The organism is Pseudarthrobacter sp. As-47 (genome assembly GCF_058215595.1).
In genome coordinates this window covers 2,273,670-2,299,624 of record NZ_CM177088.1, presented here as the reverse complement: position 1 = coordinate 2,299,624, position 25,955 = coordinate 2,273,670, and the positions used below count along the sequence as shown (strand labels likewise).

General features: G+C 65.2%; 23 protein-coding genes. 16 read left to right on the top strand and 7 right to left on the bottom strand.

Features of this window, described 5'->3' with window-relative positions:
* Positions 1–41 precede the first annotated feature (41 nt).
* Together dnaJ and AC4BCK_RS10630 are read left to right on the top strand one after the other, a co-directional pair.
* The gene (gene dnaJ, locus AC4BCK_RS10635; protein WP_363958856.1) at positions 42–1,169 is read left to right on the top strand and encodes a molecular chaperone DnaJ; all 1,128 of its coding nucleotides are present in this window, start codon (positions 42–44) and stop codon (positions 1,167–1,169) included.
* A gap of 2 nt (positions 1,170–1,171) precedes the next feature.
* Positions 1,172–1,951 (top strand): 16S rRNA (uracil(1498)-N(3))-methyltransferase, encoded by a 780-nt coding sequence (locus AC4BCK_RS10630; protein ID WP_363958859.1) that lies wholly within the window; start codon positions 1,172–1,174, stop codon positions 1,949–1,951.
* Between the two features lie 28 nt (positions 1,952–1,979).
* Here the strand turns inward: AC4BCK_RS10630 and AC4BCK_RS10625 are convergent, their stop codons facing one another.
* Entirely contained in the window at positions 1,980–2,927 is a 948-nt protein-coding gene (locus AC4BCK_RS10625; RefSeq protein WP_310110777.1) for a GerMN domain-containing protein, read from the bottom strand.
* Positions 2,928–3,295: 368 nt separating this feature from the next.
* Between AC4BCK_RS10625 and AC4BCK_RS10620 the strand changes: the two genes are divergently transcribed.
* The 5 genes from AC4BCK_RS10620 (at position 3,296) to AC4BCK_RS10600 (ending at position 8,793) form a co-directional block, all read left to right on the top strand.
* A complete protein-coding gene (locus tag AC4BCK_RS10620; protein ID WP_066275962.1) occupies positions 3,296–4,384 on the top strand; it encodes a PhoH family protein in 1,089 nt (362 codons plus the stop codon).
* Positions 4,381–4,854: an rRNA maturation RNase YbeY gene (gene ybeY / locus AC4BCK_RS10615; protein ID WP_174174373.1), complete on the top strand. Its 474-nt coding sequence runs from the start codon at positions 4,381–4,383 to the stop codon at positions 4,852–4,854. The genes AC4BCK_RS10620 and ybeY overlap by 4 nt, the downstream gene beginning before the upstream one ends.
* Positions 4,851–6,182, top strand: coding sequence for a hemolysin family protein (locus AC4BCK_RS10610; RefSeq protein WP_366278810.1), 1,332 nt, complete (start codon positions 4,851–4,853; stop codon positions 6,180–6,182). Before ybeY ends, AC4BCK_RS10610 begins: the two co-directional genes overlap by 4 nt.
* The gene (era, locus tag AC4BCK_RS10605; RefSeq protein WP_174174377.1) at positions 6,166–7,125 is read left to right on the top strand and encodes a GTPase Era; all 960 of its coding nucleotides are present in this window, start codon (positions 6,166–6,168) and stop codon (positions 7,123–7,125) included. Before AC4BCK_RS10610 ends, era begins: the two co-directional genes overlap by 17 nt.
* Before the next feature lie 216 nt (positions 7,126–7,341).
* Positions 7,342–8,793: an LCP family protein gene (locus tag AC4BCK_RS10600; RefSeq protein WP_400576379.1), complete on the top strand. Its 1,452-nt coding sequence runs from the start codon at positions 7,342–7,344 to the stop codon at positions 8,791–8,793.
* Here the strand turns inward: AC4BCK_RS10600 and AC4BCK_RS10595 are convergent.
* Positions 8,790–10,235 (bottom strand): hypothetical protein, encoded by a 1,446-nt coding sequence (locus AC4BCK_RS10595; protein ID WP_490565908.1) that lies wholly within the window; start codon positions 10,233–10,235, stop codon positions 8,790–8,792. The two genes, AC4BCK_RS10600 and AC4BCK_RS10595, sit on opposite strands and share 4 nt — an antisense overlap.
* 412 nt (positions 10,236–10,647) lie before the next feature.
* Complete coding sequence (locus tag AC4BCK_RS10590) at positions 10,648–12,600, bottom strand: M13 family metallopeptidase (protein WP_400593951.1); 1,953 nt, start codon at positions 12,598–12,600, stop codon at positions 10,648–10,650.
* A 253-nt stretch (positions 12,601–12,853) separates the two neighbouring features.
* On the opposite strand from AC4BCK_RS10590, the gene leuA reads away from it, so the two are divergent.
* The 3 genes from leuA to AC4BCK_RS10575 all read left to right on the top strand — a co-directional run bounded on the left by leuA (position 12,854) and on the right by AC4BCK_RS10575 (position 16,264).
* Positions 12,854–14,593, top strand: a complete 1,740-nt coding sequence (gene leuA / locus AC4BCK_RS10585; RefSeq protein ID WP_174174383.1) for a 2-isopropylmalate synthase — start codon at positions 12,854–12,856, stop codon at positions 14,591–14,593.
* Between the two features lie 88 nt (positions 14,594–14,681).
* Positions 14,682–15,434, top strand: coding sequence for a DNA repair protein RecO (gene recO, locus AC4BCK_RS10580; protein ID WP_310110760.1), 753 nt, complete (start codon positions 14,682–14,684; stop codon positions 15,432–15,434).
* Between the two features lie 2 nt (positions 15,435–15,436).
* A complete protein-coding gene (locus tag AC4BCK_RS10575) occupies positions 15,437–16,264 on the top strand; it encodes an isoprenyl transferase (RefSeq protein ID WP_400594796.1) in 828 nt (275 codons plus the stop codon).
* 58 nt (positions 16,265–16,322) lie between these two features.
* On the opposite strand, the gene AC4BCK_RS10570 is transcribed toward AC4BCK_RS10575, so the two are convergent.
* Positions 16,323–17,354, bottom strand: coding sequence for an alpha/beta hydrolase (locus AC4BCK_RS10570; RefSeq protein ID WP_490565907.1), 1,032 nt, complete (start codon positions 17,352–17,354; stop codon positions 16,323–16,325).
* Positions 17,351–18,352: an alpha/beta hydrolase gene (locus AC4BCK_RS10565; protein WP_174174391.1), complete on the bottom strand. Its 1,002-nt coding sequence runs from the start codon at positions 18,350–18,352 to the stop codon at positions 17,351–17,353. Before AC4BCK_RS10565 ends, AC4BCK_RS10570 begins: the two co-directional genes overlap by 4 nt.
* Positions 18,353–18,426: 74 nt before the next feature.
* Here AC4BCK_RS10565 and AC4BCK_RS10560 point away from each other — a divergent pair, with 74 nt between their 5' ends.
* Entirely contained in the window at positions 18,427–19,497 is a 1,071-nt protein-coding gene (locus tag AC4BCK_RS10560) for a quinone-dependent dihydroorotate dehydrogenase (RefSeq protein WP_174174393.1), read from the top strand.
* A 97-nt stretch (positions 19,498–19,594) separates the two neighbouring features.
* Here AC4BCK_RS10560 and AC4BCK_RS10555 read toward each other — a convergent pair whose 3' ends face one another.
* Complete coding sequence (locus tag AC4BCK_RS10555) at positions 19,595–20,197, bottom strand: DUF3043 domain-containing protein (protein WP_066275932.1); 603 nt, start codon at positions 20,195–20,197, stop codon at positions 19,595–19,597.
* A 92-nt stretch (positions 20,198–20,289) separates the two neighbouring features.
* On the opposite strand from AC4BCK_RS10555, the gene AC4BCK_RS10550 reads away from it, so the two are divergent.
* The 5 genes from AC4BCK_RS10550 to AC4BCK_RS10530 all read left to right on the top strand — a co-directional run bounded on the left by AC4BCK_RS10550 (position 20,290) and on the right by AC4BCK_RS10530 (position 25,522).
* Entirely contained in the window at positions 20,290–21,732 is a 1,443-nt protein-coding gene (locus AC4BCK_RS10550; RefSeq protein ID WP_400594802.1) for a dipeptidase, read from the top strand.
* A gap of 205 nt (positions 21,733–21,937) precedes the next feature.
* Positions 21,938–22,327 (top strand): HesB/IscA family protein, encoded by a 390-nt coding sequence (locus tag AC4BCK_RS10545; RefSeq protein WP_066275924.1) that lies wholly within the window; start codon positions 21,938–21,940, stop codon positions 22,325–22,327.
* Positions 22,328–22,513: 186 nt separating this feature from the next.
* Positions 22,514–23,386, top strand: a complete 873-nt coding sequence (ctaC, locus tag AC4BCK_RS10540) for an aa3-type cytochrome oxidase subunit II (RefSeq protein ID WP_066275922.1) — start codon at positions 22,514–22,516, stop codon at positions 23,384–23,386.
* Between the two features lie 10 nt (positions 23,387–23,396).
* Positions 23,397–25,118, top strand: coding sequence for an aa3-type cytochrome oxidase subunit I (ctaD, locus tag AC4BCK_RS10535; protein ID WP_174174397.1), 1,722 nt, complete (start codon positions 23,397–23,399; stop codon positions 25,116–25,118).
* Between the two features lie 2 nt (positions 25,119–25,120).
* A complete protein-coding gene (locus AC4BCK_RS10530) occupies positions 25,121–25,522 on the top strand; it encodes a cytochrome c oxidase subunit 4 (protein WP_066275919.1) in 402 nt (133 codons plus the stop codon).
* Between the two features lie 83 nt (positions 25,523–25,605).
* On the opposite strand, the gene AC4BCK_RS10525 is transcribed toward AC4BCK_RS10530, so the two are convergent.
* On the bottom strand, positions 25,606–25,899 hold the full coding sequence (locus AC4BCK_RS10525; RefSeq protein WP_251420100.1) for an HPr family phosphocarrier protein: 294 nt from the start codon (positions 25,897–25,899) through the stop codon (positions 25,606–25,608).
* Positions 25,900–25,955 lie beyond the last annotated feature (56 nt).

Genomic DNA, 25,955 nt, shown 5'->3' with positions numbered 1-25,955 from the left:
AGTCCAACTGCAGGCAGTACAACAAGGAAGAGATACGAACTTTGAGCAGCCACTACGACGTCCTTGGAGTCTCACCGGAGGCCACGGGAGAAGAGATCAAGAAGGCCTACCGCAAGCTGGCACGCACCCTGCACCCGGACGTCAACCCGGGTGAGGATGCGTCGGACCGCTTCAAGGCAGTAACCCACGCCTACGAAGTCCTGTCGGATCCCCAGAAACGCCGGGTCTACGACACCACGGGCAACGAAAACGGGACGGACAACGGCTTCGGCGGTGGCGGATACGCCGGCCAGGGGTTCGCTTTCCAGGACATTTTCGACACCTTCTTTGGTGCCGGCGGTTCCACCGGCCCGGCCTCCCGGGTGCGGCGCGGGCAGGACGCCCTCATCAGCGTCCGGATCGAACTCCGCGACGCTGTCTTCGGTGTGAACAAGAAGCTCGATGTGGACACCGCCGTCACGTGCCCAACCTGTGAGGGTTCCTGTTGCCAGCCCGGCAGCCATCCTGAACGCTGCGACATTTGCGGCGGCAGCGGCCAGGTCCAGCGCGCCGTCCGTTCCATCCTGGGACAGGTCATGACGGCAGCCCCGTGCGGAACCTGCGAAGGTTTCGGCACCGTCATCAAGGACCCGTGCACCGAGTGCAGCGGCCAGGGACGCATCCGGAGCCGCCGTTCGCTGACCATCAAGGTTCCCGCCGGCGTTGCCACCGGAACGCGGATCCAGCTTTCCGGCCAGGGCGAGGCAGGCCCGGCCGGCGGACCGTCCGGTGACCTTTACGTTGAGATCCGCGTGAACAACGACGCCACCTACGTACGCGACAACGACGATCTCCACGCCACCCTGCACATTCCGATGACGGCGGCCGCCCTGGGCACCGAAGTGAGCCTGGAAACGTTCGACGGGCCACAGGAAATCGACGTCAAGCCCGGGACCCAGTCCGGTGAGATCATCACTCTTCGTGGACTTGGCGTCACCCACTTGCGCGGTTACGGCCGCGGTGACCTCAAAGTGCATCTCCAGGTTGAGACGCCCGCCAAGCTTGATGCCGCACAGGAAGAGCTCCTGCGGCAGCTGGCCAAGATGCGCGGTGAACAGATCACAGAGGGCAAGCTTGCGGCCAGCGGCGGCATGTTCGCCAAGCTCCGGGACCGGCTCGGTAACCTGTAGCGGTGAGCAACCCTGTCTTTTTCACCCCGCCCGGGTCCCTGGACCACATGGTGGCGGGGCAGGTCTTCGTCCTCGAGGGGACCGAGGCGCGGCACGCCGTCACGGTCAAGCGGCTCACCCCGGGTGAGCCGCTCGACATCGTTGACGGAGCCGGAACGCGGATGAGCGGACGGGTGCTTGCGGCCACGCCCGCACGACTGGAGGTGGAGTGCGCCTCAGTGGCTGTTGAGGAGCGGCCGTCCACGAGGCTGGTGCTGGTGCAGGCCCTGGCCAAGGGCGACAGGGATGAACTCGCCATCGAAACGGGCACTGAACTCGGGATCGACGCCGTTATACCCTGGCAGTCCGAACGGTCCATTGTGCGGTGGAAGGGCGACCGGGCGGCCAAAGCCCACGCGAAGTGGCAGTCGGTGGTGGCGGCGGCAGCAAAGCAGGCGCGCCGCGCGTGGGTCCCCGAGGTGCGTCCCGCCGTCGACACCGCCGCGCTGGCCGGCCTAGTGGAGGCCGCGGGGCTGGCAGTCATCCTGCATGAGGACGCCGTGCGCCCCCTGCGCGCGGTTCTGGAAGCCTCTTTGGTCGCGGACGGAACGGAACCCCGTGAAGTGCTGCTGATCGTCGGGCCGGAAGGCGGCATCAGCCCCAGGGAAGTGACCAGGCTCTGCGGGAAAGGCGCCGTCACCGCCCTGCTGGGGCACCATGTCCTGCGCTCGTCAACGGCCGGACCGGCCGCCGTCGTGCTTGCCAGCGACATCCTGGGCCGGTGGACCGCCCCCTCACCCTGACCAGCCAGGCGTGTCCCGGCCGGGTAGGCTACCGGACCTTGAAAGCCCGCGAATCCTCATTCTGGTCCGGCTGATCCCCGGTACCGGCCTGTGCCACCTTCAATTCGTAGTCCCCGGCCGGAAGTGTGAGGGCCAGCGTAAACAGTCCTGCCTGCCCTGGCTCGGCGGCCGCCGTCGTCTCCCCAGTCAGGAACGGGACCTTGCTTCCGTCATCTTCCGTCCGCAGGATCTGCCAGCGGAGCTTGCCTCCGGACAGGGTGCTGCGGCCGGTGATCTTGACGCTCCCGGCCGCCACTTCTGAGTTCTCCTGCGGATCAATGATCCAGACTGGGGCCACCATGCCGGCGGCCCTCGTCATAAGGTCACCCAGCTGGATATGGCCGAAAGCAACGTAGTCCGTGTGCCCGTCCACCAGGATCCGCACGCGGATCTGCTGCCCGGAATCGATAAGCCCTGAACTGGCCGCAGCAGCGCTGGCCGTATACACAAGTTGCTGGACAGCGCGGCCGGCCATATCGGCGTCGAGGTTGCTGTTGAAGGCGTCCTCAGACACATCCACCGTGATGACGTCCTTGCCGGAGATGGACGTGGCCAGCTTGCCGGGATTCTGCCAGGGGGTGAAGAAATCCGGGTCAAGGGGCTTGTCCGACATCATGGCCCGCAGGGCCCTCGTTACCGGATTCTCCTGCTCAGGCACATCCCTGAATTCCCGGTAAAGGAAGATGCTGCTGTTGCTCCGGCCAATCCAGTAGACCGGGGCCTTGTTGGACGACTGCGTGGTTTCGAGCGGCGCGCTCGTGGAAGGCGCGGTGCCGGTGGCGGCAGGGCCAGAGCCCAGAAGGGTAGTGGGGGAGGGGTCCGGCTCGGCCAGGCAGCCCGTCAGGAGCGGAGCCGCCAAGAGAACCACTGCCAGGACGGCAGGGCGCACAATGCCGCCACGTCGTCCTGCCCTGCGGGGCGCAGCAGATTCCGGCACGTTTGTTGCCTGTCCTTCCATGAATGGCTGGCCGCTCCCCAAGCGGCAATCCAGCAGCGGCTGGATTTCCAGCATGGCACAGGGCCCGGAGCTGAAAGGCCGGATACGGGCCTCGGGGAGGAACTGCAACGGGAACGATATGAGGCCGATATGAAGTTGATACCTAATGGCGGAACGGGCGGCGCCGTCCAGGCTTCCCGAAGGGTCTTGCCGTTCCCCTTTTCAGAGGTTGATGGGGTCCTGGCGTAAGATGGAAGGATCGCTGGTCGAGGCGCAACCGGTCCATCGTCGAAGGGCCCTGTCGCCGGCCGCCAGCAGCGGGAATTGTCCGGTACTTTGAGGGGATCACGGGCCTGCGGGCCACCACTATGACTGAATCAGCGAATGGCAAGCGCCGGCTCAACACGGGAGAAGGCGCTGCGGGGGAATTTCCCCATTCCCTCCCCGGCAGCCGGACCGAGGTAGTCCTTTTCGACAACTCCGACCAGATGGTCCAGTCCCTGGGCAGCCATGACGAGGCACTGCGGTATATCGAGGAACAGTTTCCGGCCGTCAACTTCCATGTCCGGGGCAATGAGCTCTCGATTACAGGGCCTGCCAGCGACGTTCCCCGCATCATGCGCCTCCTCCACGAGGTCCGGGGGCTCGTGGCCCGCGGCACGGTGATCAGCCCGGCGGTGCTGCAGCAGCTTGTTGCACTGCTCCGTACCCAGTCCCTGCAAAACCCCGTTGACGTACTGACCCACGACATCCTGTCCAGCCGCGGAAAAACCATCCGCCCGAAGACGCTGAACCAGAAGACCTACGTTGACTCCATCGACACCAATACGGTGATTTTCGGCATAGGTCCGGCAGGTACAGGCAAGACCTACCTCGCGATGGCAAAGGCTGTCCAGGCACTGCAGCAAAAAGAGGTCAGCCGCATCATCCTGACCCGCCCCGCCGTTGAGGCGGGAGAGCGGTTGGGTTTCCTCCCCGGGACCCTGAGCGACAAGATCGATCCGTACCTGCGCCCGCTCTACGATGCACTGCACGACATGATGGACCCCGAGTCCATTCCCCGGCTGATGGCAGCAGGCACCATTGAAGTGGCGCCCCTCGCCTACATGCGCGGCCGGACGCTCAATGACGCCTTCATCATTCTTGACGAGGCCCAGAACACCACGCCGGAGCAGATGAAGATGTTCCTTACCCGGCTTGGCTTCGGATCCAAGATGGTGGTCACCGGGGACGTCACCCAGGTTGACCTGCCCTTCGGCACCCGCTCCGGACTCCGCATCGTGGAGGAGATCCTCCAGGGCATCGAGGGCGTCAGCTTCTCGGTCCTCGACGCCGCAGACGTCGTCAGGCACAGGCTGGTGGGTGACATCGTCAACGCTTACAGCATCTGGGATGAAACCCAGCGCAGCCGGGTAAAACATTCGGCCGGCGCCGCTAAACGGGGGGAACACGCGTGAGCATCGAGGTCAACAATGAATCCGGCGTCCAGGTGGACGAAGCGGAAATCGTGGCATTGTCCCGGTACATCTTTGAACAGCTGTATATCCATCCGCAGGCTGAACTGTCCGTCCTGCTGGTGGACGAGCCCGCGATGGAGAAGCTTCACATCGAGCTCATGGATGAGCCCGGCTCCACCGATGTCCTGTCCGTACCCATGGACGAGTTGACTCCCGGGACGCCGGACCGTCCCACCCCCCAGGGCATGCTTGGCGACATTGCCATCTGCCCGCAGGTTGCGCGGGTGCAGGCCAAGAACGCCGGCCACTCACTGCAGGACGAGATGCTCCTGCTCACCACGCACGGGATCCTCCACCTGCTGGGATACGACCATGCAGAACCCGAGGAGAAGGCCGAGATGTTCGGACTCCAGCGTGAGCTCCTGTCCGGCTTCACCGGCAAAGAAGCGCCCGCCGAGACCACCCAGTGACGCCTCTGCTCCTCGTCGCAATGGCCTTGGCTTTCCTGGCTGTTGCGGCCGTCTTGACTGCGGCCGAAGCGGCGTTCAACTTCATTCCGCGGCATGACGCGGAAGACGCCCTGCTGAAGAGCCGCGGGACCGCCCTGCGGCAGATCCTCTCCCATCCGGTGGCGCACATCCGGGCGCTGCGTTTCTGGCGTATCTGGTTCGAGATGGCGTCCGCCGTTGCCGTCGCCGTGCTGCTCTACAGCCTGCTGGACAACGTGTGGCTTGCCGGCCTTGCCGCCACCGGCATCATGGCCTTGCTGGGATTTGTGATCGTCGGTGTCTCTCCGCGCCAGCTTGGCAGGCTGCATTCCGCTGCCGTGGTGCGCTCCACCGCTCCGATGATCCGCTTCCTGACCTGGGTCCTGGGGCCAATTCCAGGCTGGCTGGTGACGCTTGGCAGTACCGCTGCCCCCGGAGCCCCCGGCGGGGACGAGGCGTTCTTCAGCGAGCAGGAATTCCGTGAACTTGTTGAACGTGCCAGCGAGTCCGACATGATCGAGGACACCGAGGCGGAAATGATCCAGTCCGTCTTCGATTTCGGTGACACGCTTGTCCGTGCCGTGATGGTGCCGCGCACGGACATCCTCACCATCGAAGCGGGGTCCAGCCTGCGGCAGGCGATGTCCCTCTTCCTCCGCTCCGGCTACTCCAGGATCCCGGTCATCGGCGACAGCACGGACCAGATTCTCGGCATCATCTACCTGAAGGACGTTGCCGCCGTCATTCACGAACTGGCACCCCACGAGGAACCGCCGCTGGTGGAGTCGCTCGCCCGGGAAGTACGGTATGTGCCGGAATCGAAGCCCGTCAGCGACCTGCTCCGGGAGCTCCAGAAGGAGTCCACGCATGTTGCCATCGTGATCGACGAGTACGGCGGAACTGCCGGACTTGTCACCCTGGAGGACCTCATCGAGGAAATCGTGGGTGAAATCGTGGACGAGTACGACACCGAAAGTGCCGAGGCCGTGGAGCTCGACGACGGATCCTACCGGGTCAGCGCCCGCATGGGCATCGATGACCTGGGCGAGCTGTTCGACATCGAACTCGATGATGATGAAGTGGACACCGTTGGCGGCCTGCTCGCAAAAGCGCTGGGCCGCGTACCCATCGTGGGAAGCGCGGTGGAAGTGCAGGGCGTGTCCCTGCGGGCCGACCGGCTGGAAGGCCGCCGCAACCGCGTCAGCCATATCATTGCGGCGCGGGTGGCAAAAGAAGACACTGACCTTGAGGACCTCTTCCAAGAGGCGGAAGCAACCCAGCAGGGAGTTTCACGTGAGCAAGAAAAATAAGGGCGAAAGCCACGACGATTTCGGTGGTTTCCGCGCAGGGTTCTCGGTCCTGGTAGGCCGGCCCAACGCGGGCAAGTCCACCCTGACTAACGCGCTGGTGGGCAAGAAGGTGGCCATCACGTCCGCTAAGCCCCAGACCACCCGGCACACCATCCGCGGCATCGTCCACCGGCAGGACGCGCAGCTGATCCTGGTTGACACACCGGGGCTGCACCGCCCCCGCACACTCCTGGGCAAGCGCCTGAACGACCTCGTTGCCGACACACTGGCGGAGGTGGATGCGATCGGGTTCTGCCTCCCCGCCAACGAAAAGATCGGCCCCGGCGACAAGTTCATCGCCGCGCAGCTGGCCGCCGTGGGCCGCAAGCCCGTGATCGCCATCGTCACCAAGGCCGACACTGTGGACCGCCAGGCCCTGACGGAACAGCTCCTGGCCGTGGCCGCCCTCGGCCGGGAAGTGCTGGGGGAGGAGGGGTGGAAGGACATCGTTCCCGTCTCCGCCACTGACGGCTTCCAGGTGGACACCGTCGCTGACGTCCTCATCAGCCATATGCCGCCGTCTCCTCCGCTGTACCCGGACGGTGAACTCACCGACGAGCCGGAAGCCGTGATGGTGGCGGAACTTATCCGGGAAGCGGCCCTCGAAGGCGTGCGGGATGAGCTGCCGCACTCCCTCGCCGTGGTGGTGGAAGAAATCGTTCCCCGGGAGGACCGGCCGGACGACAGCCCGCTGCTTGACGTGCGGGTGAACCTTTATGTGGAGCGTCCTTCCCAAAAAGCAATCATCATTGGCAAGGGCGGCAGCCGTCTGCGTGAGGTGGGCACCAATGCGCGCAAGGGCATCGAGGCGCTCCTGGGTACACGCATCTACCTGGACCTCCACGTGAAGGTGGCGAAGGACTGGCAGCGGGACCCTAAACAGCTGGTGAAGCTGGGCTTCTGAGCCCTTTACAAGGCGCGGCCGCTGGACCGCCCGGCAATTTCCCAGCCTCGACCACTAAAATGGGCCGGATTTCGAATTTAGAGGAAGGTTCACCACGTGGGGCTAGGCCGCGAGAAGCGCGACGACGGAGCTGAAGTGTCATCCGGGGGACCCGTGTCCCGGCACTCGGAAGGCGGCACCCTTGGCGCCGCCCGCCACCTGGGGCACCTGCGCGGCATGCCGGTGTGGCTGAAGGTTGTTACCGCCGTCGTTTCCGTTGCCATGATTGGCGGCATTGCATTCGCCGGTTTCTGGTTCCTTCGGCTCCAGAACAACATCTCCAAGGCCCCGCTGAACGCCGGCGGCGGCAACAACGAACAGGTGAGCGACGCGACCGGACGGATGCAGATCCTGATTCTCGGTTCGGACACGCGCGACGGTGAAAACGCCGAGTACGGCACCGCGGACGATTCCCGTGGCTACGGCAAGTCGGACGTCATGATGATGATGGACATCTCCGAGGACAACAAGCGCGTCAGCGTGATCAGTTTCCCCCGGGACCTGCTGGTGGACATTCCGGAATGCAAGGATGAGGAAACCAACCAGGTTTATCCCGCACGCAGCGGCGTGATGATCAACGAGGCCATGGCCGAAGCCGGCATAGGCTGCGCAGTGGACACCGTCAACCAGCTCACCGGCCTGGAGGTGGACCACTTTATGATGGCCGACTTTACCGCAGTGAAGGAACTGTCCAACGCCGTCGGCGGCGTCGAAGTCTGCATCAGCGACGCCGTCTACGATCCCGATTCGCGCCTTCGGCTGCCCGCGGGCACGTCAGCGGTCCAGGGGGAAATGGCCCTCGCGTTCCTGCGGACGCGCCACGCCTTTGCCGACGGCGGCGATTTGGGCCGGATCAAGGCCCAGCAGGGCTTCCTGTCCTCCCTGACCCGCAAGATCAAGGACGACGGGACGTTGTCCGATCCCGGCAGGATGCTTAAGATCGCCGACGTCGTCACCCAGAACCTGACCGTGGATGAAGGGCTGGCCTCTGTGCCGAGCCTGCTCACCATCGGCAACCGGCTCAAGGACATCGACATCAGCAAGGTCGCCTTCGTGGCCGTGCCCACCACGCCGGCGCTGGCCGATCCCAACAGGCTGCAGATCGCCGAGCCCGCCGGTTCCCAGCTGTTCGCCGCCCTCCGGCAGGACGTCGATCTGACTGATCCGACGGCGCCTTCCCCGTCCCCTTCGGAAACCTCCGCACCCCCCACGGCAGCCCCCACCGAGACGGCTCCTCCGCTGCCGCCTTACGACAAGGCCGTACAGCCCGTCACCGTGGCCAACGGCACCGGGGTTCCCGGCCGCGCACAGGAAATCGTGCAGGCCCTGATCTCGGGCGGCTTCACCCAGGCCGGCCAGTTCGAGGCCACAGCGGTGGAGCAGTCGGTGGTGTACTACGGCACGGACTTCGCGGACGTGGCTGCGGATGTCGCCGCCGTGCTGGGGATCCCTGCCGCGCAGATGGTGCCCGCCCCCAACATCGCGGGTGTCCAGGTCTACCTGGGCACCGACTTCACCACCGGGATCACCTACGGGGCTCCAGCCGCGCTCCCGGACGATATCGTCAACCAGACGGCGAAGGATGCGTCCTGCCAGCAGGCCAACCCGGCACTGATCGTCCAGGGTTAGCCACCGGTCCTGGGCGCCAGGAGGATCTGGACGGCCTCGATCCGCTTGCCCAGGCCTGATGTGCCCGCCGTTCTGCCGTCAGCGACCCATGACTGCCAGCCCACATCCTGCACATGGGCGCGGTAGTGGATCTTGTAATGGTTCGCCATCTCACCGGTCAACCTGAGTTCAAACGCTTCCAGGCGTAGCCCCTGCCCAACCGTGCCAATCGGAGTGGCCGAGGATGTCCACGGCTGCCAGCCGATCGACTGCACATGCCCCCGCCACTCGATGTCCCCGGAATAAGCCGTGCTGGACACGGTGAGGTGCAACGCCTCAACCCGAAGGGACCTGCCCGTAGTCCCGGCGACGGTCCCATCCGAAACGTCCGCCGTCCAGCCGAGGTTCTGAACGTGGGCGGCATACACGGCAGTGAATGCCGGTGCGAGCTTCGGAACCAGCTCGATCGAAACTGCCTCCACCTGCCGACCCTGTCCGACGGTGCCAGCCGTAGCTCCGTCGACCCCGTACGGCTGCCAGCCGATGTTCTGTACGTGGGCGCGATACCTGATGCTGTACTGCGAGGCCAGATCCCCCGTCAACCGCAGCTCGAACGCTTCAAGGCGCAGACCGAGCCCCGTGGTTCCAATCGGGGCCGCCGACGTTGTCCACGGCTGCCAGCCGATGTTCTGGACATGCCCCCTCCACAGAATGTCGCCCGAGAGTCGGTCTCCTGCCACCGACAGCCGCAACGCCTCCATTGGCAGTGACCGTCCGGTAGTTCCTGCGGAGGCACCGTCCAGGACGCTCGGCTGCCAGCCGATCGTCGCGACGTGGGCCTGATAGACCCCAATGCACGTCATGTCATAGTCGTAGGTGCCGTCGGTCCATTGTGAGATGTGGACGGTGCCGCCGGAGAAGCTGTTGTTCACACAGAGGTCGGACGCTTCACTGGCGAAATCGAGATGTCCTGCCGGTGACCAGACGGGCACGTCGGGAAGCTGCCACGATCCGGTGATAGCCTCCCAAGCGCTCACATAGGAGTAGATCCCGTGTGGGTACCCGGCATGCGACAGTGCGGCCAGGAGCCCGGAGATGACGTACCGGTTCTCCTGCCGTTGTGCTGCTGTCGAGCTGGGCCAGGGCTGTTGCGGGCGGGGCTCGACGTCGACCCAGATTCTCTCCGGCCGCCATCCCACCTCGTTGAGAGATGCAAGAGCCGCGCGACCCTCGGCGTACCCGACGTTGCGCAGCCGGTCCGGCCTGGTGTCTACAGGCCAAGGGCCGTCGTCGCCGTAGGTGTCGTACTGCGCGGCGGTGGGGAACGTAGCCATTGCGTAGGCCTGAGCCCGGACGCCTTGGTCGAGCACCCACTGGAACTGCCCGTCCAGGCAGGGGTTCTCGGTGAACGCGAGTCCACGCGTTAGCCCAACGATCACGAACTCCGTGTCTTCCGGCGGCATCGGAAGACCGCCTGGGCACTGTGGCCACGAAAAGTCGTGTCCGTAGTCGACTGCTCGTGCGGGTGGGGCGAACAGCACGCCGAGCGCCAGCACAAGTAGAGCCGCCAGGAGCCGGGGTGTGGATGCCCGGGAGCGGCGGCCTGGGCGAAGAGCACCAAGGCCGGCCATGATGGCCCCCTTTTCGAAGGATGACCAAATTATCCCACTCGGCCACCTTCACCGCTATCCGGCGGATCACGCGTCGCTGCAGAAGGCTGTCCGCGCGGATCTCCAAGCGCGCTCATTCCCGCGGCTCAGCCGTTACAGCTCCGTTTCCGGCGGAGCGGGAGGTGAAACTGCGCCCCAGGAGTCGGACCCGGGTTTCAGCCCGGCTCCCGGGAGCAGTTCGACGTGCCGGCCTTTTGGCGTTCGGCTACCAGATACTGACGCGCTCCTCCGGTGGCATCCACATGCCGTCCTGTTCCGAGACCTCAAAGGCGTCGTGGAAAGCATCCAGGTTTTTCGCGATGGCGTTGGTGCGGAACTCGTTGGGGGAGTGCGGGTCCGTTGCCAGCCGGCGGATGGCTTCCTCGGGGCGGATGACCTGGCGCCAGCCCGCCGCCCAGGAGGCGAAGAAGCGCTGCTCCCCGGTCAGGCCGTCCAGGACGTCCGGTTCCTTCCCGTCCAGGCTGATGAGGTATGCCTTGTAGGCAATCGCGAGGCCCGCCAGGTCACCAATGTTCTCACCCAGGGTGAGGCGCCCGTTGACGGTGTGTCCGGGGGCTGCGTAGGGCGAAAGTGCATCGTACTGGGCAACCAGTTTTGCGGTGAGCTTTTCAAACGCCTGCCGGTCCTCTTCAGTCCACCAGTTCCGCAGCGCCCCGCCGCCGTCGAACTGGGACCCCTGGTCATCAAATCCGTGGCCGATCTCATGCCCGATGACGGCGCCGATGCCGCCGTAGTTAACGGCATCATCGGCGTCGGCCGTGAAGAACGGGGGCTGCAGGATCGCTGCCGGGAACACGATCTCGTTCATCATGGGGTGGTAGTAGGCGTTGACCGTCTGCGGGGTCATCAGCCACTTGTTGCGGTCCACCGGCTTGCCCACCTCGTCGAGGTGCCGGTCGACGTCGGCGTTGTGCGCCCGCTCAACGTTGCCCAGGAGGTCGGTGGGGTCGATCTCGACCGCGGAGTAGTCAATCCACTGGTCCGGGTAGCCGATCTTCGCCCGGAAGCCCTCCAGCTTCCGGAGCGCCTCGGCCTTCGTGGCGTCGCCCATCCAGCCGACGGCCGTGATGCTCTGGCGGTACGCCTCTGTCAGGTTGGCGACGAGCGCCTGCATCCTGGCTTTGTGGGTCTCGGGGAAGTGCCGGGCCACGTAGATCTGCCCCACAGCTTCTCCCAAAGCCGCTTCGACGACGGCCACCCCGCGCTTCCAGCGGTCCTTGTTCCGGGGGGTGCCGCTGAGGGTGGTCCCGTAGAAGGCGAAGTTGGCGTCCACGAAAGCGGATGAAAGGTACGGTGCGGCTGCACCCACCACCCGCATCGCCAGCCATTCCTGCCAGTGGGCCAGCGGCTCGGACTCGAGGAGGGCAGCGGCGCCGTCGAAGAACGGAGGAGTGCTCATCACGATCTCCTGCCGCTTGCCGGCATCGATGCCGGCGGCTTCAAACCAGGTGGCCAGCAGCGGGAACAGCGCTGATGCCTCCTCCGCCGTTTTCAGGTTGTACGTCTTTTGAGGATCCCGAAGGGTGACGTTGTCCCAGTGGTGGGACGCGAGCCTGCTCTCCAGGGCAACCACACGCCCGGCGGCTGACGCCGCATCGGCAACGCCCGCCAGGCCGAGCATCGTCTCCACGTGCGCGGCGTACGCGGTGACCATCGGCGCGAACTTGTCTTCCCGGTAGTAGGACTCGTCGGGCAATCCGAGGCCGCCCTGCCCGGTATACAGCAGAATCCGGTCCGGGTTGCCAGCATCCGGTGCTGGGTAGATGTAGAAGAGCCCACTGACATCGGCCCGGAACAGGCGGCCCGCCAGCGACACGAGGTCCGCCACGGAAGTGGTGGCGAACACCTCTTCAAGCCGCCGGCGGATCGGTTCAAGGCCCTTCGCTTCAACAGTGGCCTCGTCCATGAAGCTGCTGTAAAGGTCCCCGATTTTCCGTTCAATCCCGCTGGCGGCACCGCCCTTGGCCGCGGCTTCTTCAATAATGTTGCGGACTGCGATCTCGGAACCGTCCCGGAGGGCGGTGAAGGTGCCCTCGAGCGGCCGGTCATCGGGAATTTCCGTGGCCTTCAGCCATGCGCCGTTGACGTGCTGGTAAAGGTCATCCTGCGGCCGGACCGTGTGATCAATGGTGGACAGGTCGATCCCCGAAATGGGCACTGAAACTCCTTCTGATGGAGAGCGGCGGCAGGAAGAACAGCGCGCAGCGTCTGCATGGTGGACTTTACTGACGGTAGTGCCCTTTCATCTTACGCACCCGTGTTACCCTCAAAAGGTGCGTGCAGAGCTCCTTCTTCTTAGCTGCCGCGGCGAGGCCTCAGACGCGATCTAGCGCAAGGCCCACCCTCGCTGCGGAGTTTGTGTTGCCCGGCCACCCTTTCAACGTTGAACCACAGAAAAGGCCCCGATAGTAATGCGAAACGCACAGAAGCCCTCAGGAATGCCCGCCCACCGCTACACGCCGTTCCAGGACCAGATCAAGGTTGAACTGCCGGACCGCACCTGGCCGGACAAGGTTATTACCAAGGCCCCCCGCTGGTGCGCGGTGGACCTGCGCGACGGCAACCAGGCACTGATCGACCCGATGAGCCCGGCCCGCAAGATGAAGATGTTCGACCTGCTGGTCCGGATGGGCTACAAGGAGATCGAGGTCGGCTTCCCCTCCGCTTCGCAGACGGACTTCGACTTCGTCCGCCAGCTGATCGAGGGCAACCACATTCCTGAGGACGTCACCATCCAGGTCCTGACCCAGGCACGTGAGCACCTGATCGAGCGCACGTACGAGTCGCTGGTGGGTGCCAGGCAGGCCATCGTCCACCTCTACAACTCCACCTCCGTGCTGCAGCGCCGCGTGGTCTTCAACCAGGATGAGGACGGAATCCTGGACATTGCGCTCCAGGGCGCCCGGCTGTGCAAGAAGTACGAGGAAACCCTCGCGGACACGCACGTGACCTACGAGTACTCCCCGGAGTCCTTCACCGGGACCGAGCTGGAGTACGCGGTACGGGTATGCAACGCCGTCGCCGATGTCTTCGAAGCGTCCGCGGACCGCCAGGTCATCATCAACCTGCCCGCCACGGTGGAAATGGCAACGCCCAACGTCTATGCCGATTCCATCGAGTGGATGAGCCGCCACCTGCACCCGCGCGAGGGAATCATCCTCTCCCTGCACCCCCACAACGACCGTGGTACCGGCGTCGCCGCCGCCGAGCTGGGCTACATGGCCGGGGCGGACCGGATCGAAGGCTGCCTGTTCGGCAACGGCGAGCGGACCGGCAACGTGGACCTGGTCACCCTGGGCCTGAACATGTTCGTCCAGGGCATCGACCCCATGATCGACTTCTCGAATATCGACGACGTCCGCCGGACCGTGGAGTACTGCAACCAGCTGCCCGTCCCGGAGCGTTCACCCTACGGCGGCGACCTCGTGTTCACGGCGTTCTCCGGCTCCCACCAGGACGCCATCAAGAAGGGCTTCGAGGCCCTCGAGCGGGACGCCGCTGCCGCGGGCAAGGATGTTGCCGACTTCACCTGGCAGGTCCCGTACCTGCCCGTCGACCCCAAGGACCTGGGACGCAGCTACGAGGCCGTCATCAGGGTCAATTCCCAGTCCGGCAAGGGCGGCGTCGCCTACCTGCTCAAGAATGAGCACAGCCTGGACCTGCCGCGCCGCGCCCAGATCGAATTCTCCGGCGTTATCCAGAAGCGTACGGACACGGTGGGCGGCGAAGTCAGCGGCGCCCAGCTGTGGCAGGTCTTCCAGGACGAGTACCTGCCCTCCGGCAGGACTGACGGCCAGTGGGGCCGCTACGCCCTGGGTGCCGTCAAGACGGAAACGGACGACGACGGCGGCATGACGCTGCACGCCTCCCTCACCATTGACGGTGTGCAGGTCAGCCGTACCGGCACGGGCAACGGTCCCATCGCAGCGCTGCTGGGCATCCTGCGGGAAGACGGCGTGGACGTCCGTGTGCTCGACTACAGCGAGCACGCCCTGTCCGAGGGCGGCAGCGCCATGGCCGCCGCCTACGTCGAATGCGCCGTGGGGGAGCGGGTGCTCTGGGGCGTCGGCATCGACGCCAACACCAGCATGTCCTCCCTGAAGGCAGTCATCTCCGCCGTGAACCGCGCCATCCGGGACGCCCAGGCCTAAGCACCGCACTGCCGTGCCGCCGGACGCTTCCGGCGGCACGGCAGCATGCGGCACGGCTGTGCCGGCAAAGAATGGGAAGATAGAAGGCGTGGCCCAACACTCTTTCGCCTCCCGCGCGTACCGGGACGACGCCGTGGTGCTGCGCACCCACAAGCTGGGTGAGGCGGACCGGATCATCACCCTGCTGACCAAGCACCATGGCCAGGTCCGGGCGGTCGCCAAAGGGGTCCGCCGCACCAGCAGCCGCTTCGGCGCGCGGCTTGAGCCGTTTATGGTGGCGGACCTCCAGCTCGTGTCGGGCAAAACCCTGGACATCGTGACCCAGGCCGTGGCCAAGGGCGCCTACGGCGGCAACATTGCCGCAGACTACGGCCGTTACACGGTGGCGGCGGCCATGACCGAGACAGCCGAGAAGCTGACCGACGTGGACGGCGAGGCCGGGACAGCACAGTACAACCTTCTGGTGGGTGCGCTGGCGTCCCTCAGCAGGGATGAACATGCCGCCGGACTGATCCTCGACTCCTATCTTTTGCGGGCACTGGCCACCGGCGGCTGGGCACCCAGCTTCACGGACTGCGCCCGGTGCGGCCTGCCGGGCCCCCACACGGCATTTTCGGCTCCCCTGGGAGGAATGGTCTGCAGCGGATGCAGGCCGCCTGGTTCCCCGGCCCCGGCGCCGGAGACTGTGGTGCTGCTCGCGGCGCTGCTGACCGGTAACTGGACTACGGCGGACGGCTCCCTTCCCGTGCACCGGAAAGAGGCCGCGGGCCTGGTGGCCGCATACCTGCAATGGCACCTCGAACGGGTGCTGAAGTCCCTTAAACATGTGGAGCGTAGCTGACAGTGGCCCTCGGCAAAAAGAACACCGCCTCAAGGAAGCGCACCCACCCGGTGGTCGCACCGTACCCGCACCCTTCGGGGGCCGTTGCGCCCTCCATCCCGGCTGAGTTCATTCCCCGCCATGTGGCGATCGTGATGGATGGCAACGGCCGCTGGGCCAACCAGCGGGGCCTGCCCAGGATTGAAGGGCACAAGGCAGGGGAGCCTGCACTGCTGGACGTGATGGCAGGTGCCATCGAGCTGGGCATCGAGTACGTCAGCGTGTATGCCTTCTCCACCGAGAACTGGCGCCGGTCCCCGGAGGAAGTCCGCTTCCTGATGGGATTTAACAAGGATGTGCTGCGCCGGCAGCGGAACCAGCTCGACGAGTGGGGCGTCCGGGTCCGGTGGTCGGGCCGGCGGCCCCGCCTGTGGGGTTCGGTCATCCGCGAGCTTGAAGAGGCGGAGGAGTTGACGGCGGGCAACAGCACCTGCACGTTGACCATGTGTGTTAATTACGGCGGCCGGGCGGAGATCACGGATGCCGTCTCCGCCATCGCGGCCGAGGTGGCCGCCGGCAGGCTCAAACCCGGTGCCATCACGGAACGGACCATCCAGAAGTACCTTGACGAGCCGGACCTGCCGGACGTGGACCTGTTCCTCCGCAGCTCGGGGGAGCAGCGGCTCTCCAACTTCCTCCTGTGGCAGTCCGCCTACGCCGAGTTCGTTTTTATGGACACCCTGTGGCCCGACGTCGACCGGCGCACGCTCTGGGCGGCAGTGGAGGAGTACGCCCAGCGGGACCGCCGCTACGGCGGGGCCGTGGACGCGGCCGCACCTGCGGGTTCTTAGGTTCGAGGCCGCGCAGGCAGCGTACCCAAAGACCCGCGGGCCAAGCAGGGGGCGGCATTCAGGCGGAGTAGGCCCTGAGCCACGCCGCCAGATCCCGGCAGGCCTCCTCCCGTACGCCGCGGCGGGAAAGGAAGACGTCGTGGATGGCGCCCGGATAGCGGAAGACCGCCACCCGCCGTCCCAGGCGCAGCGCGCGGTGGGCTGTTTCCTCGACGTCGATTACGGCGTCGGCCTCCATCATCTCCGCCGACCACTCGATCTGGATGCGGGTCCGGTGCGAGAGCAGGACCAGCGCAGGGGCCCGGATGTCCAGCCGGCGCTCCACCGCGGCATGGCCGGCAAGCACCGCCTTGGCCCAGCCGGCCCTGATGGGGAATGATGCCCTGGGCCGCCACAGGGGGTCGAGGTGCCACTCGCCGTAGGCCTCGCTGCTGACGCTCTGCCAGTAGCCGGGCATCTCCGGGAGCCATAGGGGACGCCGGGGGTCGGCCCTGGACAGCGGGTCCACCAGGTGCATCGCAATTGTGCGAATGATACTGCTGCCCTGCAGTTCCAGCCACGGCGCGTTCAGGATCAGGGTGCCCAGCGCCGTCGGGTTGCGGTCAGCCCACAGTGCGGTAATCAGCCCGCCCAGTGAATGCGCCAGGACGTGGACAGTGGGTGCAACCCCCGGGCCCAGGCGGTCCTTGAGGTCTTCCCTGATCGCCCCGAGGGCCGCGGCGAGGTCCTCGTCATAGACCGCCAGGTCATCAGTGAAACCCGGCGTCTGCCAGGGCCGGAGGCTGCGGCCGAATTTGCGCAGGTCCACGGCGTAGAAGGGGAACCCGGCGTCGGTCAGGTATTTTGCCAGCTCCTCCTGGAAGAAGTAGTCCGCCCAGCCGTGGACGTACAACACCGCGTTAACCGCAGGCTGCTCCGCCGTCGTCGGAAATGCCGCCGGCTCCCTGGCGACGCAGCGGACAAGCGTTGCACAGACGTCGCCCTCATCGTCCGGGGCGAGGGGAAGGACACGCTGCTCGAAACGCGGCCCCAGGATGTCGGCAGTCCAGAGGGCCGGGTCCGTATCCCTGCCCACCTGTGCGCCGGTCATCCGCTGCCTCCGCTGAGGGATGGGTCCGGCTCCCCGTCCCCGTAAGCCCGGAGCCAGCGCGCAAGCCGGGCGTACGCGTCGGCGCGCACGGCGGCGGGGGAGAGGAACACGTCGTGCAGGGCGCCGTCGATCCGCTCCACGGTGACGGTCCGGCCCAGGGTCAGGGCACGGGCAGCAATAATGTTGACGTCGAGGACGGCATCCGTCCGCCGCATCTCCTCAGACCAGAAGAGTCCGTTGGCGCTGCCGCTGGAGAGCAGGACGAGGATGGGGACCTCGATGTTGAGTCCCCGCGCCACCCGTGAATGCCCGGCCAGGACGGCACTGAGCCAGCCCGCCCGCACGGGAAAAGCCATGGGGGGACGGTAGCGGTCATCCAGCGTCCACTCTCCGTCGGCCGAACTGCTGATGGTCCGCCAGTAAAAGCCCCGCTCCGGCAGCCTGAGCACGGCTTCGGGCCGGAACCGGGCCACAGGTCCCACCATGCCCGCCGTGGCACGCCGCACCAGTGAACTGCCGTGCATCTCCAGCCAGGGGCTGTTGAGGACCAGCCGTGCCACCCGGCCTGGATGCCGGCTTGCCCAGAGCACGGCCACCAGCCCACCCGTCGAATGCCCCATAAGGGTAAGGGACAGGTCTGCCCCGTCCTGGGCGATCAGCCGGCACGCCATGTCGATTTCGGCGTCATAATCCCCGAGGTCCGACACATAGCCGCCCGGCGACTCCGGCCGCAGGCTCCGTCCGTGGTTGTGCATGTCCAGTGCGTAGAAGTGGTACCCGGCCGATGACCAGAAGCGGGCGAGGTCTACGTTGAAGAAATAATCACTCCAGCCATGCAGGAAAAGGACCACCCTGCGGCGTCCGGGGGAGGAGGTCAACGCTGCCACGGCAGGGCGAAAGCGGACCAGTGTGGCCGTGCGCTCCACACTGTCCGGTCCCATGGCCTGAAAGGCGTGTGACTCAAAGTCCTCGCCCAGGATGTCCTGCTGCCACTCCATGGGATTATGCTAATCCGCTGCCGGTTTGACCTGCCCATTTTGGTCTGGGCCCTCCAAGGCGGAAAACTAGAGTCATGCGCGTTTACCCCACATTCTTCAGGCTTGCCTTTTCATGGATGGACGCCGAGCGCGCCCACAAAATCGGGTTCAAGGCCATCAGGCTGGCGCACCGCTCCGGCGCGGGAAAGGTCCTGGAAAAGCTCACTGCCCCCGCACCGTCCCTGCAGACCACGGCTTTCGGCGTGACTTTTCCGTCACCGTTCGGGCTTGCTGCCGGGTTCGACAAGGAAGGGCACGGCATCGAGGCGCTGACCGAGCTCGGGTTCGGCCATGTTGAGGTAGGGACCATCACCGGCCAGGCCCAGCCCGGCAACGAGAAGCCGCGGCTCTTCCGCCTGGTCCAGGACCGCGCCGTCATCAACCGGATGGGCTTCAACAACGACGGCGCAACGGCCGTGGCCCCGCGGCTCAGGGCCGCCCGCGCTGCGCTGCAGCGCCGGCACCCGGACGTGCGCCCCGTCATCGGTGTCAACATCGGCAAGACCAAGGCGGTGGAACTGGCGGACGCCGTGGATGACTATCTTGTGAGTGCCCGCAGCCTTGCACCCGCCGCCGATTACTTGGTGGTCAACGTGAGCTCGCCCAATACACCCGGGCTGCGCCTGCTCCAGGATGTGCAGTCGCTCCGTCCGCTGCTGGCCGCCGTGGGCGAAGAAGCTGACCGGGCTGCCGGACGCCACGTCCCCCTGCTCGTGAAGATCGCGCCTGACCTCAGCGACGAGGATATCGACGACGTCGCCCGCCTGGCGCTGGATCTCAAGCTGGACGGCATCATCGCCACCAACACCACCATCGCCCGGGACGGTTTGGCCTCGCCGGCGGACCAGGTGGAGAAGTGCGGTGCGGGCGGGCTCTCCGGCGCCCCGCTGAAGAAGCGTTCCCTCGAGGTGTTGCGCAGGCTGAAGGATGTCACGGGCGACGCCCTCACCCTGGTGGCGGTGGGCGGCGTGGAAACAGCGGAGGATGTCCAGGACAGGCTCGACGCCGGGGCAACGCTGGTCCAGGGCTACACGGCTTTCCTCTATGAGGGGCCGTTCTGGGCCGCACGCATCAACCGCGAACTGGCGAGGAAGCCCCGGTCCTGACCCATGGACCGCGGCGCCCTGCGCGCCCTCATCCTTTAAACGCGAAACCCCGGCGGATCGACCGCCGGGGTTTCGCGCTTATGAAGACCGTTACCGGTCAGGCGGGATACTGCCCGCGCTTGACCTGGGGCTTGGGAAGACGGAGTTTGCGGAACTGCAGGGACCGCATGGAGCCGTACCAGACGGTGCCGCGCTCCACCTCGCCGAACTTGGCCGTCAGCCGCTTGCGGAGCTGGCGGGACAGGATGAACACGTCCACAAAGACGGCCAGGAACATCACCCAGAACCCGCCCAGGACGTAAATCATCATGTCGCTGGATGCCGGGACCACCAACGACACCAGGACGAAAACCAGGGCACCGAACATGAGGTATTCACCGAGGCTGAAGCGCGCGTCGACGTAGTCACGGGCAAAGCGTTTCTGCGGGCCCTTGTCACGCAGCGGCAGGAATTTCTCGTCGCCGGTGTCCAGCGCCTGGCGCATCTTGAGGCGCTGGTCCTGGATGGCCTGGCGCTCGGCAGCCTTCGATGCCTTGCGGTCCTCAGGGACTAGCGGGCGCTTGCGGGCAGCTTCCTGTGCCTTGCGGGTGGGGGTCGGGGCCCCCTTGCCGCTCAATCCGTTGGCCCGCGCCGCCGCCTCTGCAGCTTGTTGGTCTACTGTTTGCTGCGCCGAGGGCGCTTCCTTTTTACGTCCGAACACCTGAACAGAATACCTTGCGGCAGGCCCAGGATTTGCTGTAAGGCCCACCGCGCCCCCACAACGGAGGATGTGACGCGGGTAATGTTTTTGGCATGACTTCATCGCCCGCGGCTATGCCGCAGAATCCCAGTGCCCACCCACCCCAGGGCTTTGCCGGAAACAGCTCGACGGAGGATCTCCGTGCCGCCATCGACAGGTCCTTCGGCACTACCCTTGAAAGGCTTAAGGCGCTGGTCGCCATCCCCGGCATTGCATGGCCAAGTTTTGACCGCGGGCCCCTGGAGCGCAGTGCCGAAGCCGTAGCCGAACTGCTGCACGGCGCCGGCCTGGACAATGTGCGGATCCTTGCCTGCGACAAGCCGGACGGCACCCCGGGAGGTCCCGCCGTCGTCGCCCGCAGGCCTGCCAGGGACGGCAAGCCGACGATCCTCCTTTACGCGCACCACGACGTCCAGCCCACGGGGGATACCGGGCTGTGGGAGACCGAACCATTCACCGCCGTCGAGAAGGACGGGCGCCTGTACGGGCGGGGCGCAGCGGACGACAAAGCCGGGATCATGGCCCACATCGCCGCCTATGCGGCAGTTTCGGAGGTACTTGGCAGCTCGCTCGGTCTCGGCGTGACGTTCTTCTTTGAGGGCGAGGAAGAAGCAGGATCACCCACTTTCCGGAGATTCCTGGAGGAAAACCGTGAGCTGCTCCGTGCCGATGTCATCGTGGTCGCCGATTCGAGCAACTGGAAAGTCGGCATTCCGGCCTTGACCACCAGCCTGCGGGGCCTGGTGGACGGGACCATCGAAGTCCAGGTCCTCGAGCACGCCGTGCACTCGGGCATGTACGGCGGGCCCGTGCTGGATGCACCCACCCTGCTGTCCCGCCTCATTGCCACGTTGCACGATGACGAAGGAAATGTCGCCATCGGGGGACTGGTGGCAAGGGACACGGCGGCCGTGGAACTTCCGGAGGAGGATTACCGGGCTGACGCATCAGTGCTCGACGGCGTACGGCTTGCCGGGTCAGGGAGCATCGCCTCACGGCTCTGGACCAAGCCTGCCCTCTCCATCATCGGGTTCGACGCACCTTCCGTGGACGCTGCCTCGAACACCCTGTTGCCGCGCGCGCGGGCGAAGTTCAGCCTAAGACTGGCGCCGGGGCAGAATCCGGAGGAGGCGATGGAGGCCGTGCGCAGGCATGTGGAGTCGAATGCTCCGTTCGGAGCGCGGGTCACCTTCACGCCGGGGGAGAGCGGAAACCCGTTCCTGACCGACACCTCCTCGCCGGCGGCCTCGCTGGCGATGTGGGCACTGGGAGAGGCCTGGGGCGTACCCGCGGTGGAAACCGGCATAGGCGGTTCCATTCCCTTCATCGCCGACCTGACGGAGCTGTACCCGGACGTGCAGATCCTCGTGACCGGGGTTGAGGATCCGGACTCCCGGGCTCACAGCGCCAATGAGTCGCTGCACCTTGGCGACTTCCGCAAAGCCATCCTGGCGGAGGCGCTGCTCCTCGCCCGGATCAACGAACACGGGCTGTAGGGTCTTCCCGCGGGGCGGCTGCCGGTACCTCTCCGGGGCCGGATCAGGGGCTTTCCCCGGGAACAAGAGGGGCCCAACCATGGTTACGTCAGGAGTTAGAGCTACACGTCCGCCCCGCGTAGCATGTAGCTATAGCCCATACCGAAACCGTAGGGGCAGGCACCGCCAGCGCGGCGCCGCCAGACCGTCCTAAGAAGGTAGGCCAATGAGCACCGCAACAAATGAGAACAGCACCGGAACCACCAGCACGGCCAGCGATGAACTGCCCGTCCACGAGGTCAAACTGACCGACGTCGCCGCAGGCAAGGTACGCAGCCTTCTCGAGCAGGAAGGCCGTACGGACCTGCGCCTCCGGGTTGCTGTGCAGCCCGGCGGCTGCTCCGGGCTGATCTACCAGCTGTACTTCGATGAGCGGCTCCTGGACGGAGACGCCGTCCGGGACTACGACGGCGTCGAAGTTGTTGTGGACAAGATGAGCGTTCCCTACCTCAGTGGTGCGTCCATTGACTTCGAGGACACCATCTCCAAACAGGGGTTCACCATCGACAACCCCAACGCCGGCGGCTCCTGTGCCTGTGGGGATTCGTTCCACTAAGCCGGTTATTTCGCCCGATGCCGGCGCCGGGCCACCTGCCGAAAATATCGGTACGGGGGCACGGCGCCGACATGTGGGCGAAACGCCCGGCGGAGCGGTAAGCTCTACACCGAGTAGTAAAACTTTTAGTGTGCCCGGGGCGGCCGAGTCTTCCCGGACAGCAGCAACAAGTAGGAAGGGCCGTCTGTGAGTTCGCAGAACCGAACCGGCAGCCGACGCAAAACGATCACAACGATCTCAAGCTTGGCAATTGCCGGCGCGTTGGTTTTGACCGGATGTTCGCCAGAGGTAGAGAAAGGGTGGCTGCCCACGGAACGTGGCACCACCAGCAACACCGACCGCATCATGGACCTCTGGGTCAACTCATGGATTGCCGCCCTGGTTGTGGGCATCATTACCTGGGGCCTGATCGTCTGGTGCCTGGTCGCATACCGCCGCCGCAAGGGCACCGTTGGGTTCCCGCGGCAGACCAGCTTCAACCTCCCCCTGGAAGTCTTTTACCTGACCATCCCGCTGTTCATGGTTGTGGTGTTCTTCTACTTCACCGACCGCGACCAGCAGGCGATCGACAACCGCTCAGAGCCCGCCGACGTCGTTGTTGACGTCCGCGGCAAGCAGTGGGCCTGGGACTTCAACTACAAGGCCGGCGACGTCATCGAAGAGGACGTCTACGAAGCAGGCGTGCAGACCAACCTCACCGGCAACACCATCGACAAGGAACAGCTCCCCACGCTGTACCTGCCGGTGAACAAGTCGGTTGACCTCGAGCTCAATGCACGCGACGTCATCCACTCCTTCTGGGTTCCCGCCTTCCTGCAGAAGCGTGACATGATCCCGGGCAAGACCAACTACATCAGGTTCACCCCCACTAAAGAGGGCACCTACGACGGCAAGTGTGCCGAACTTTGCGGCGAGTACCACTCCGAAATGCTGTTCCGCGTCAAGGTGGTGTCGGAATCCGAATTCCAGGCCCACATGGACGAACTGCGCGAAGCAGGCAACACGGGTCTCCTCGGCGTCGAGTACGACCGCAACCCGAACGTGAACGAAATTAAGTAAGGGGAGCGACGTGGCTACGTACACTCAATCCGCACCCACCGGAGTCCTTCCAGCTCCCGTGGTTCCGAAGTCCAAGGGGCGCATCGTCGTCAACTGGATCACCTCCACCGACCACAAGACCATCGGGTACATGTACCTGATCGCGTCCTTCGTGTTCTTCTGCCTCGGCGGCGTGATGGCCCTGCTCATCCGCGCTGAGCTGTTCGAGCCCGGCATGCAGATCCTGCAGACCAAGGAGCAGTACAACCAGCTGTTCACGATGCACGGCACCGTGATGCTGCTGATGTTCGCAACGCCGCTGTTTGCCGGCTTCGCGAATGTCATCATGCCATTGCAGATCGGCGCACCTGACGTTGCCTTCCCGCGACTGAATGCGCTGGCCTTCTGGTTCTTCCTCTTCGGCTCCACCATTGCGGTGTCCGGCTTCATCACCCCGCAGGGTGCAGCGTCCTTCGGCTGGTTCGCTTATGCGCCGCTGTCCAACACCACCTTCAGTCCGGGCATCGGCGGTGACCTGTGGGTGTTCGGCCTGGCGCTGTCCGGCTTTGGAACCATCCTGGGTGCGGTCAACTTCATCACCACCGTTATCTGCATGCGTGCCCCGGGCATGACCATGTGGCGGATGCCGATCTTCACCTGGAACATCCTCGTCACGGCCATCCTGGTCCTGATGGCTTTCCCGCCGCTGGCAGCTGCTCTGTTCGCACTTGGTGCCGACCGGCGCTTCGGTGCCCACATCTTCGACCCGGAGAACGGCGGCGCAGTCCTCTGGCAGCACCTGTTCTGGTTCTTCGGCCACCCCGAGGTGTACATCATCGCCCTGCCGTTCTTCGGTATCGTGTCCGAGATCTTCCCGGTGTTCAGCCGCAAGCCGATCTTCGGCTACAAGGGCCTGGTCTACGCGACCATAGCCATTGCCGCGCTGTCCGTCACCGTCTGGGCCCACCATATGTACGTGACCGGCTCGGTGCTGCTGCCGTTCTTCGCGTTCATGACGATGCTGATCGCAGTGCCCACCGGCGTGAAGTTCTTCAACTGGATCGGCACCATGTGGCGCGGTTCGCTGACCTTCGAGACGCCCATGCTGTGGAGCATCGGCTTCCTGGTCACGTTCCTCTTCGGCGGCCTGACCGGCATCATCCTGGCCTCCCCGCCGCTGGACTTCCACGTCTCCGATTCCTACTTCGTGGTGGCGCACTTCCACTACGTGGTGTTCGGCACCGTGGTGTTCGCGATGTTCGCCGGCTTCTACTTCTGGTGGCCCAAGTTCACCGGCAAGATGCTCAACGAACGCCTTGGCAAGATCCACTTCTGGCTCCTGTTCCTGGGCTTCCACGGCACCTTCCTGATCCAGCACTGGCTGGGTGTTGAGGGCATGCCCCGCCGCTACGCCGACTACCTGGTGGAAGACAACTTCACCTGGATGAACCAGTTCTCCACGGTTGCCTCGTTTGTCCTGGGTGCATCGCTGATCCCGTTCTTCTGGAACGTGTACATCACCTGGCGCAGCGCCGAGAAGGTGCAGGTGGATGATCCCTGGGGCTTCGGTGCTTCCCTGGAATGGGCCACGTCCTGCCCGCCGCCGCGGCACAACTTCACGTCGCTGCCCCGGATCCGCTCGGAGCGCCCGGCACTGGACCTGCACCACCCTGAACTTCGCCAGGTCCACACCGTTGAGTCACCCGCTCCCGCAGCCAAAACGCTCGGAAACGCCGACCAGAGGGACAACTGACAATGAAAATTGAATCCTGGATTTTTGGTGCCGGAGTCTTCTTCTTCGTTCCGATCTCCCTGGTGTACGGTTTCCTCACCAACTGGGGCGAGTGGGTTGGCATCCTCGGCATCCTTCTCGTGGGCGGCCTTGCCGGCATGATCGGTGGATACCTCGGGTTCACCGGCAAGCGCGTAGGCCTCCGTCCCGAGGACCGCAGCGACGCCGAGATCCACGAAGGTGCCGGCGAGCAGGGGCACTTCAGCCCCTGGAGCTGGTGGCCGCTCTTCTTGGGCCTTGCATGCGCTACGGGCTTCCTGGGACTTGCCGTGGGCTTCTGGATTGTCTACATCGCGGCCGGCATGGCCGTTGTAGCGCTGATCGGCTGGGTCTACGAGTACAGCCGTGGAGACCACGCCCACTAGCAGCACCGAAGCATAAACAACGACGTCGGGCCCCACCTAAAGGTGGGGCCCGACGTCGTTGTTTGCAGTGTCTCCAGCGCGCCTCAGGCGGCCCCCTGCGACTCCAGGAGGTTGCCGAGCACGCGGAGTGCCTCCTCAGCGTCCCGGCGGCTCTGCGACCCGTCAAGCACGGCTTCGCTGACACCCAATTCCACTTCGCAGCCGTGCTCGAAGTCGGCCGTCATCACCTGCAGAAGCGAGCGTGCATCCACGTGCCGGGCACCGTCTTTGGAAATAGTGACCGGCAGGCCTGTTTCTGTGACAGCCCGTACGAAGACAGCGGCGGGACGGGCGTGCAGGCCCACCGAGGCTTTGACCACGGCCTTGTGTACTGGCAAGGGAAACTCCTCTTTTGTGGCGGTCCACCGCCGCCGGTGACATTTTCCTGACAAAT

Coding starts and splice junctions, on each gene's coding strand:
- AC4BCK_RS10620 (WP_066275962.1), top strand. CDS start 3,296: ATGACTGAATCAGCGAATGGCAAGCGCCGGCTCAACACGGGAGAAGGC.
- AC4BCK_RS10600 (WP_400576379.1), top strand. CDS start 7,342: ATGCCGGTGTGGCTGAAGGTTGTTACCGCCGTCGTTTCCGTTGCCATG.
- AC4BCK_RS10595 (WP_490565908.1), bottom strand. CDS start 10,235: ATGCCGCCGGAAGACACGGAGTTCGTGATCGTTGGGCTAACGCGTGGA.
- leuA (WP_174174383.1), top strand. CDS start 12,854: ATGCGAAACGCACAGAAGCCCTCAGGAATGCCCGCCCACCGCTACACG.
- AC4BCK_RS10570 (WP_490565907.1), bottom strand. CDS start 17,354: ATGACCGGCGCACAGGTGGGCAGGGATACGGACCCGGCCCTCTGGACT.
- AC4BCK_RS10565 (WP_174174391.1), bottom strand. CDS start 18,352: ATGGAGTGGCAGCAGGACATCCTGGGCGAGGACTTTGAGTCACACGCC.
- AC4BCK_RS10560 (WP_174174393.1), top strand. CDS start 18,427: ATGCGCGTTTACCCCACATTCTTCAGGCTTGCCTTTTCATGGATGGAC.
- AC4BCK_RS10550 (WP_400594802.1), top strand. CDS start 20,290: ATGACTTCATCGCCCGCGGCTATGCCGCAGAATCCCAGTGCCCACCCA.
- AC4BCK_RS10545 (WP_066275924.1), top strand. CDS start 21,938: ATGAGCACCGCAACAAATGAGAACAGCACCGGAACCACCAGCACGGCC.
- AC4BCK_RS10530 (WP_066275919.1), top strand. CDS start 25,121: ATGAAAATTGAATCCTGGATTTTTGGTGCCGGAGTCTTCTTCTTCGTT.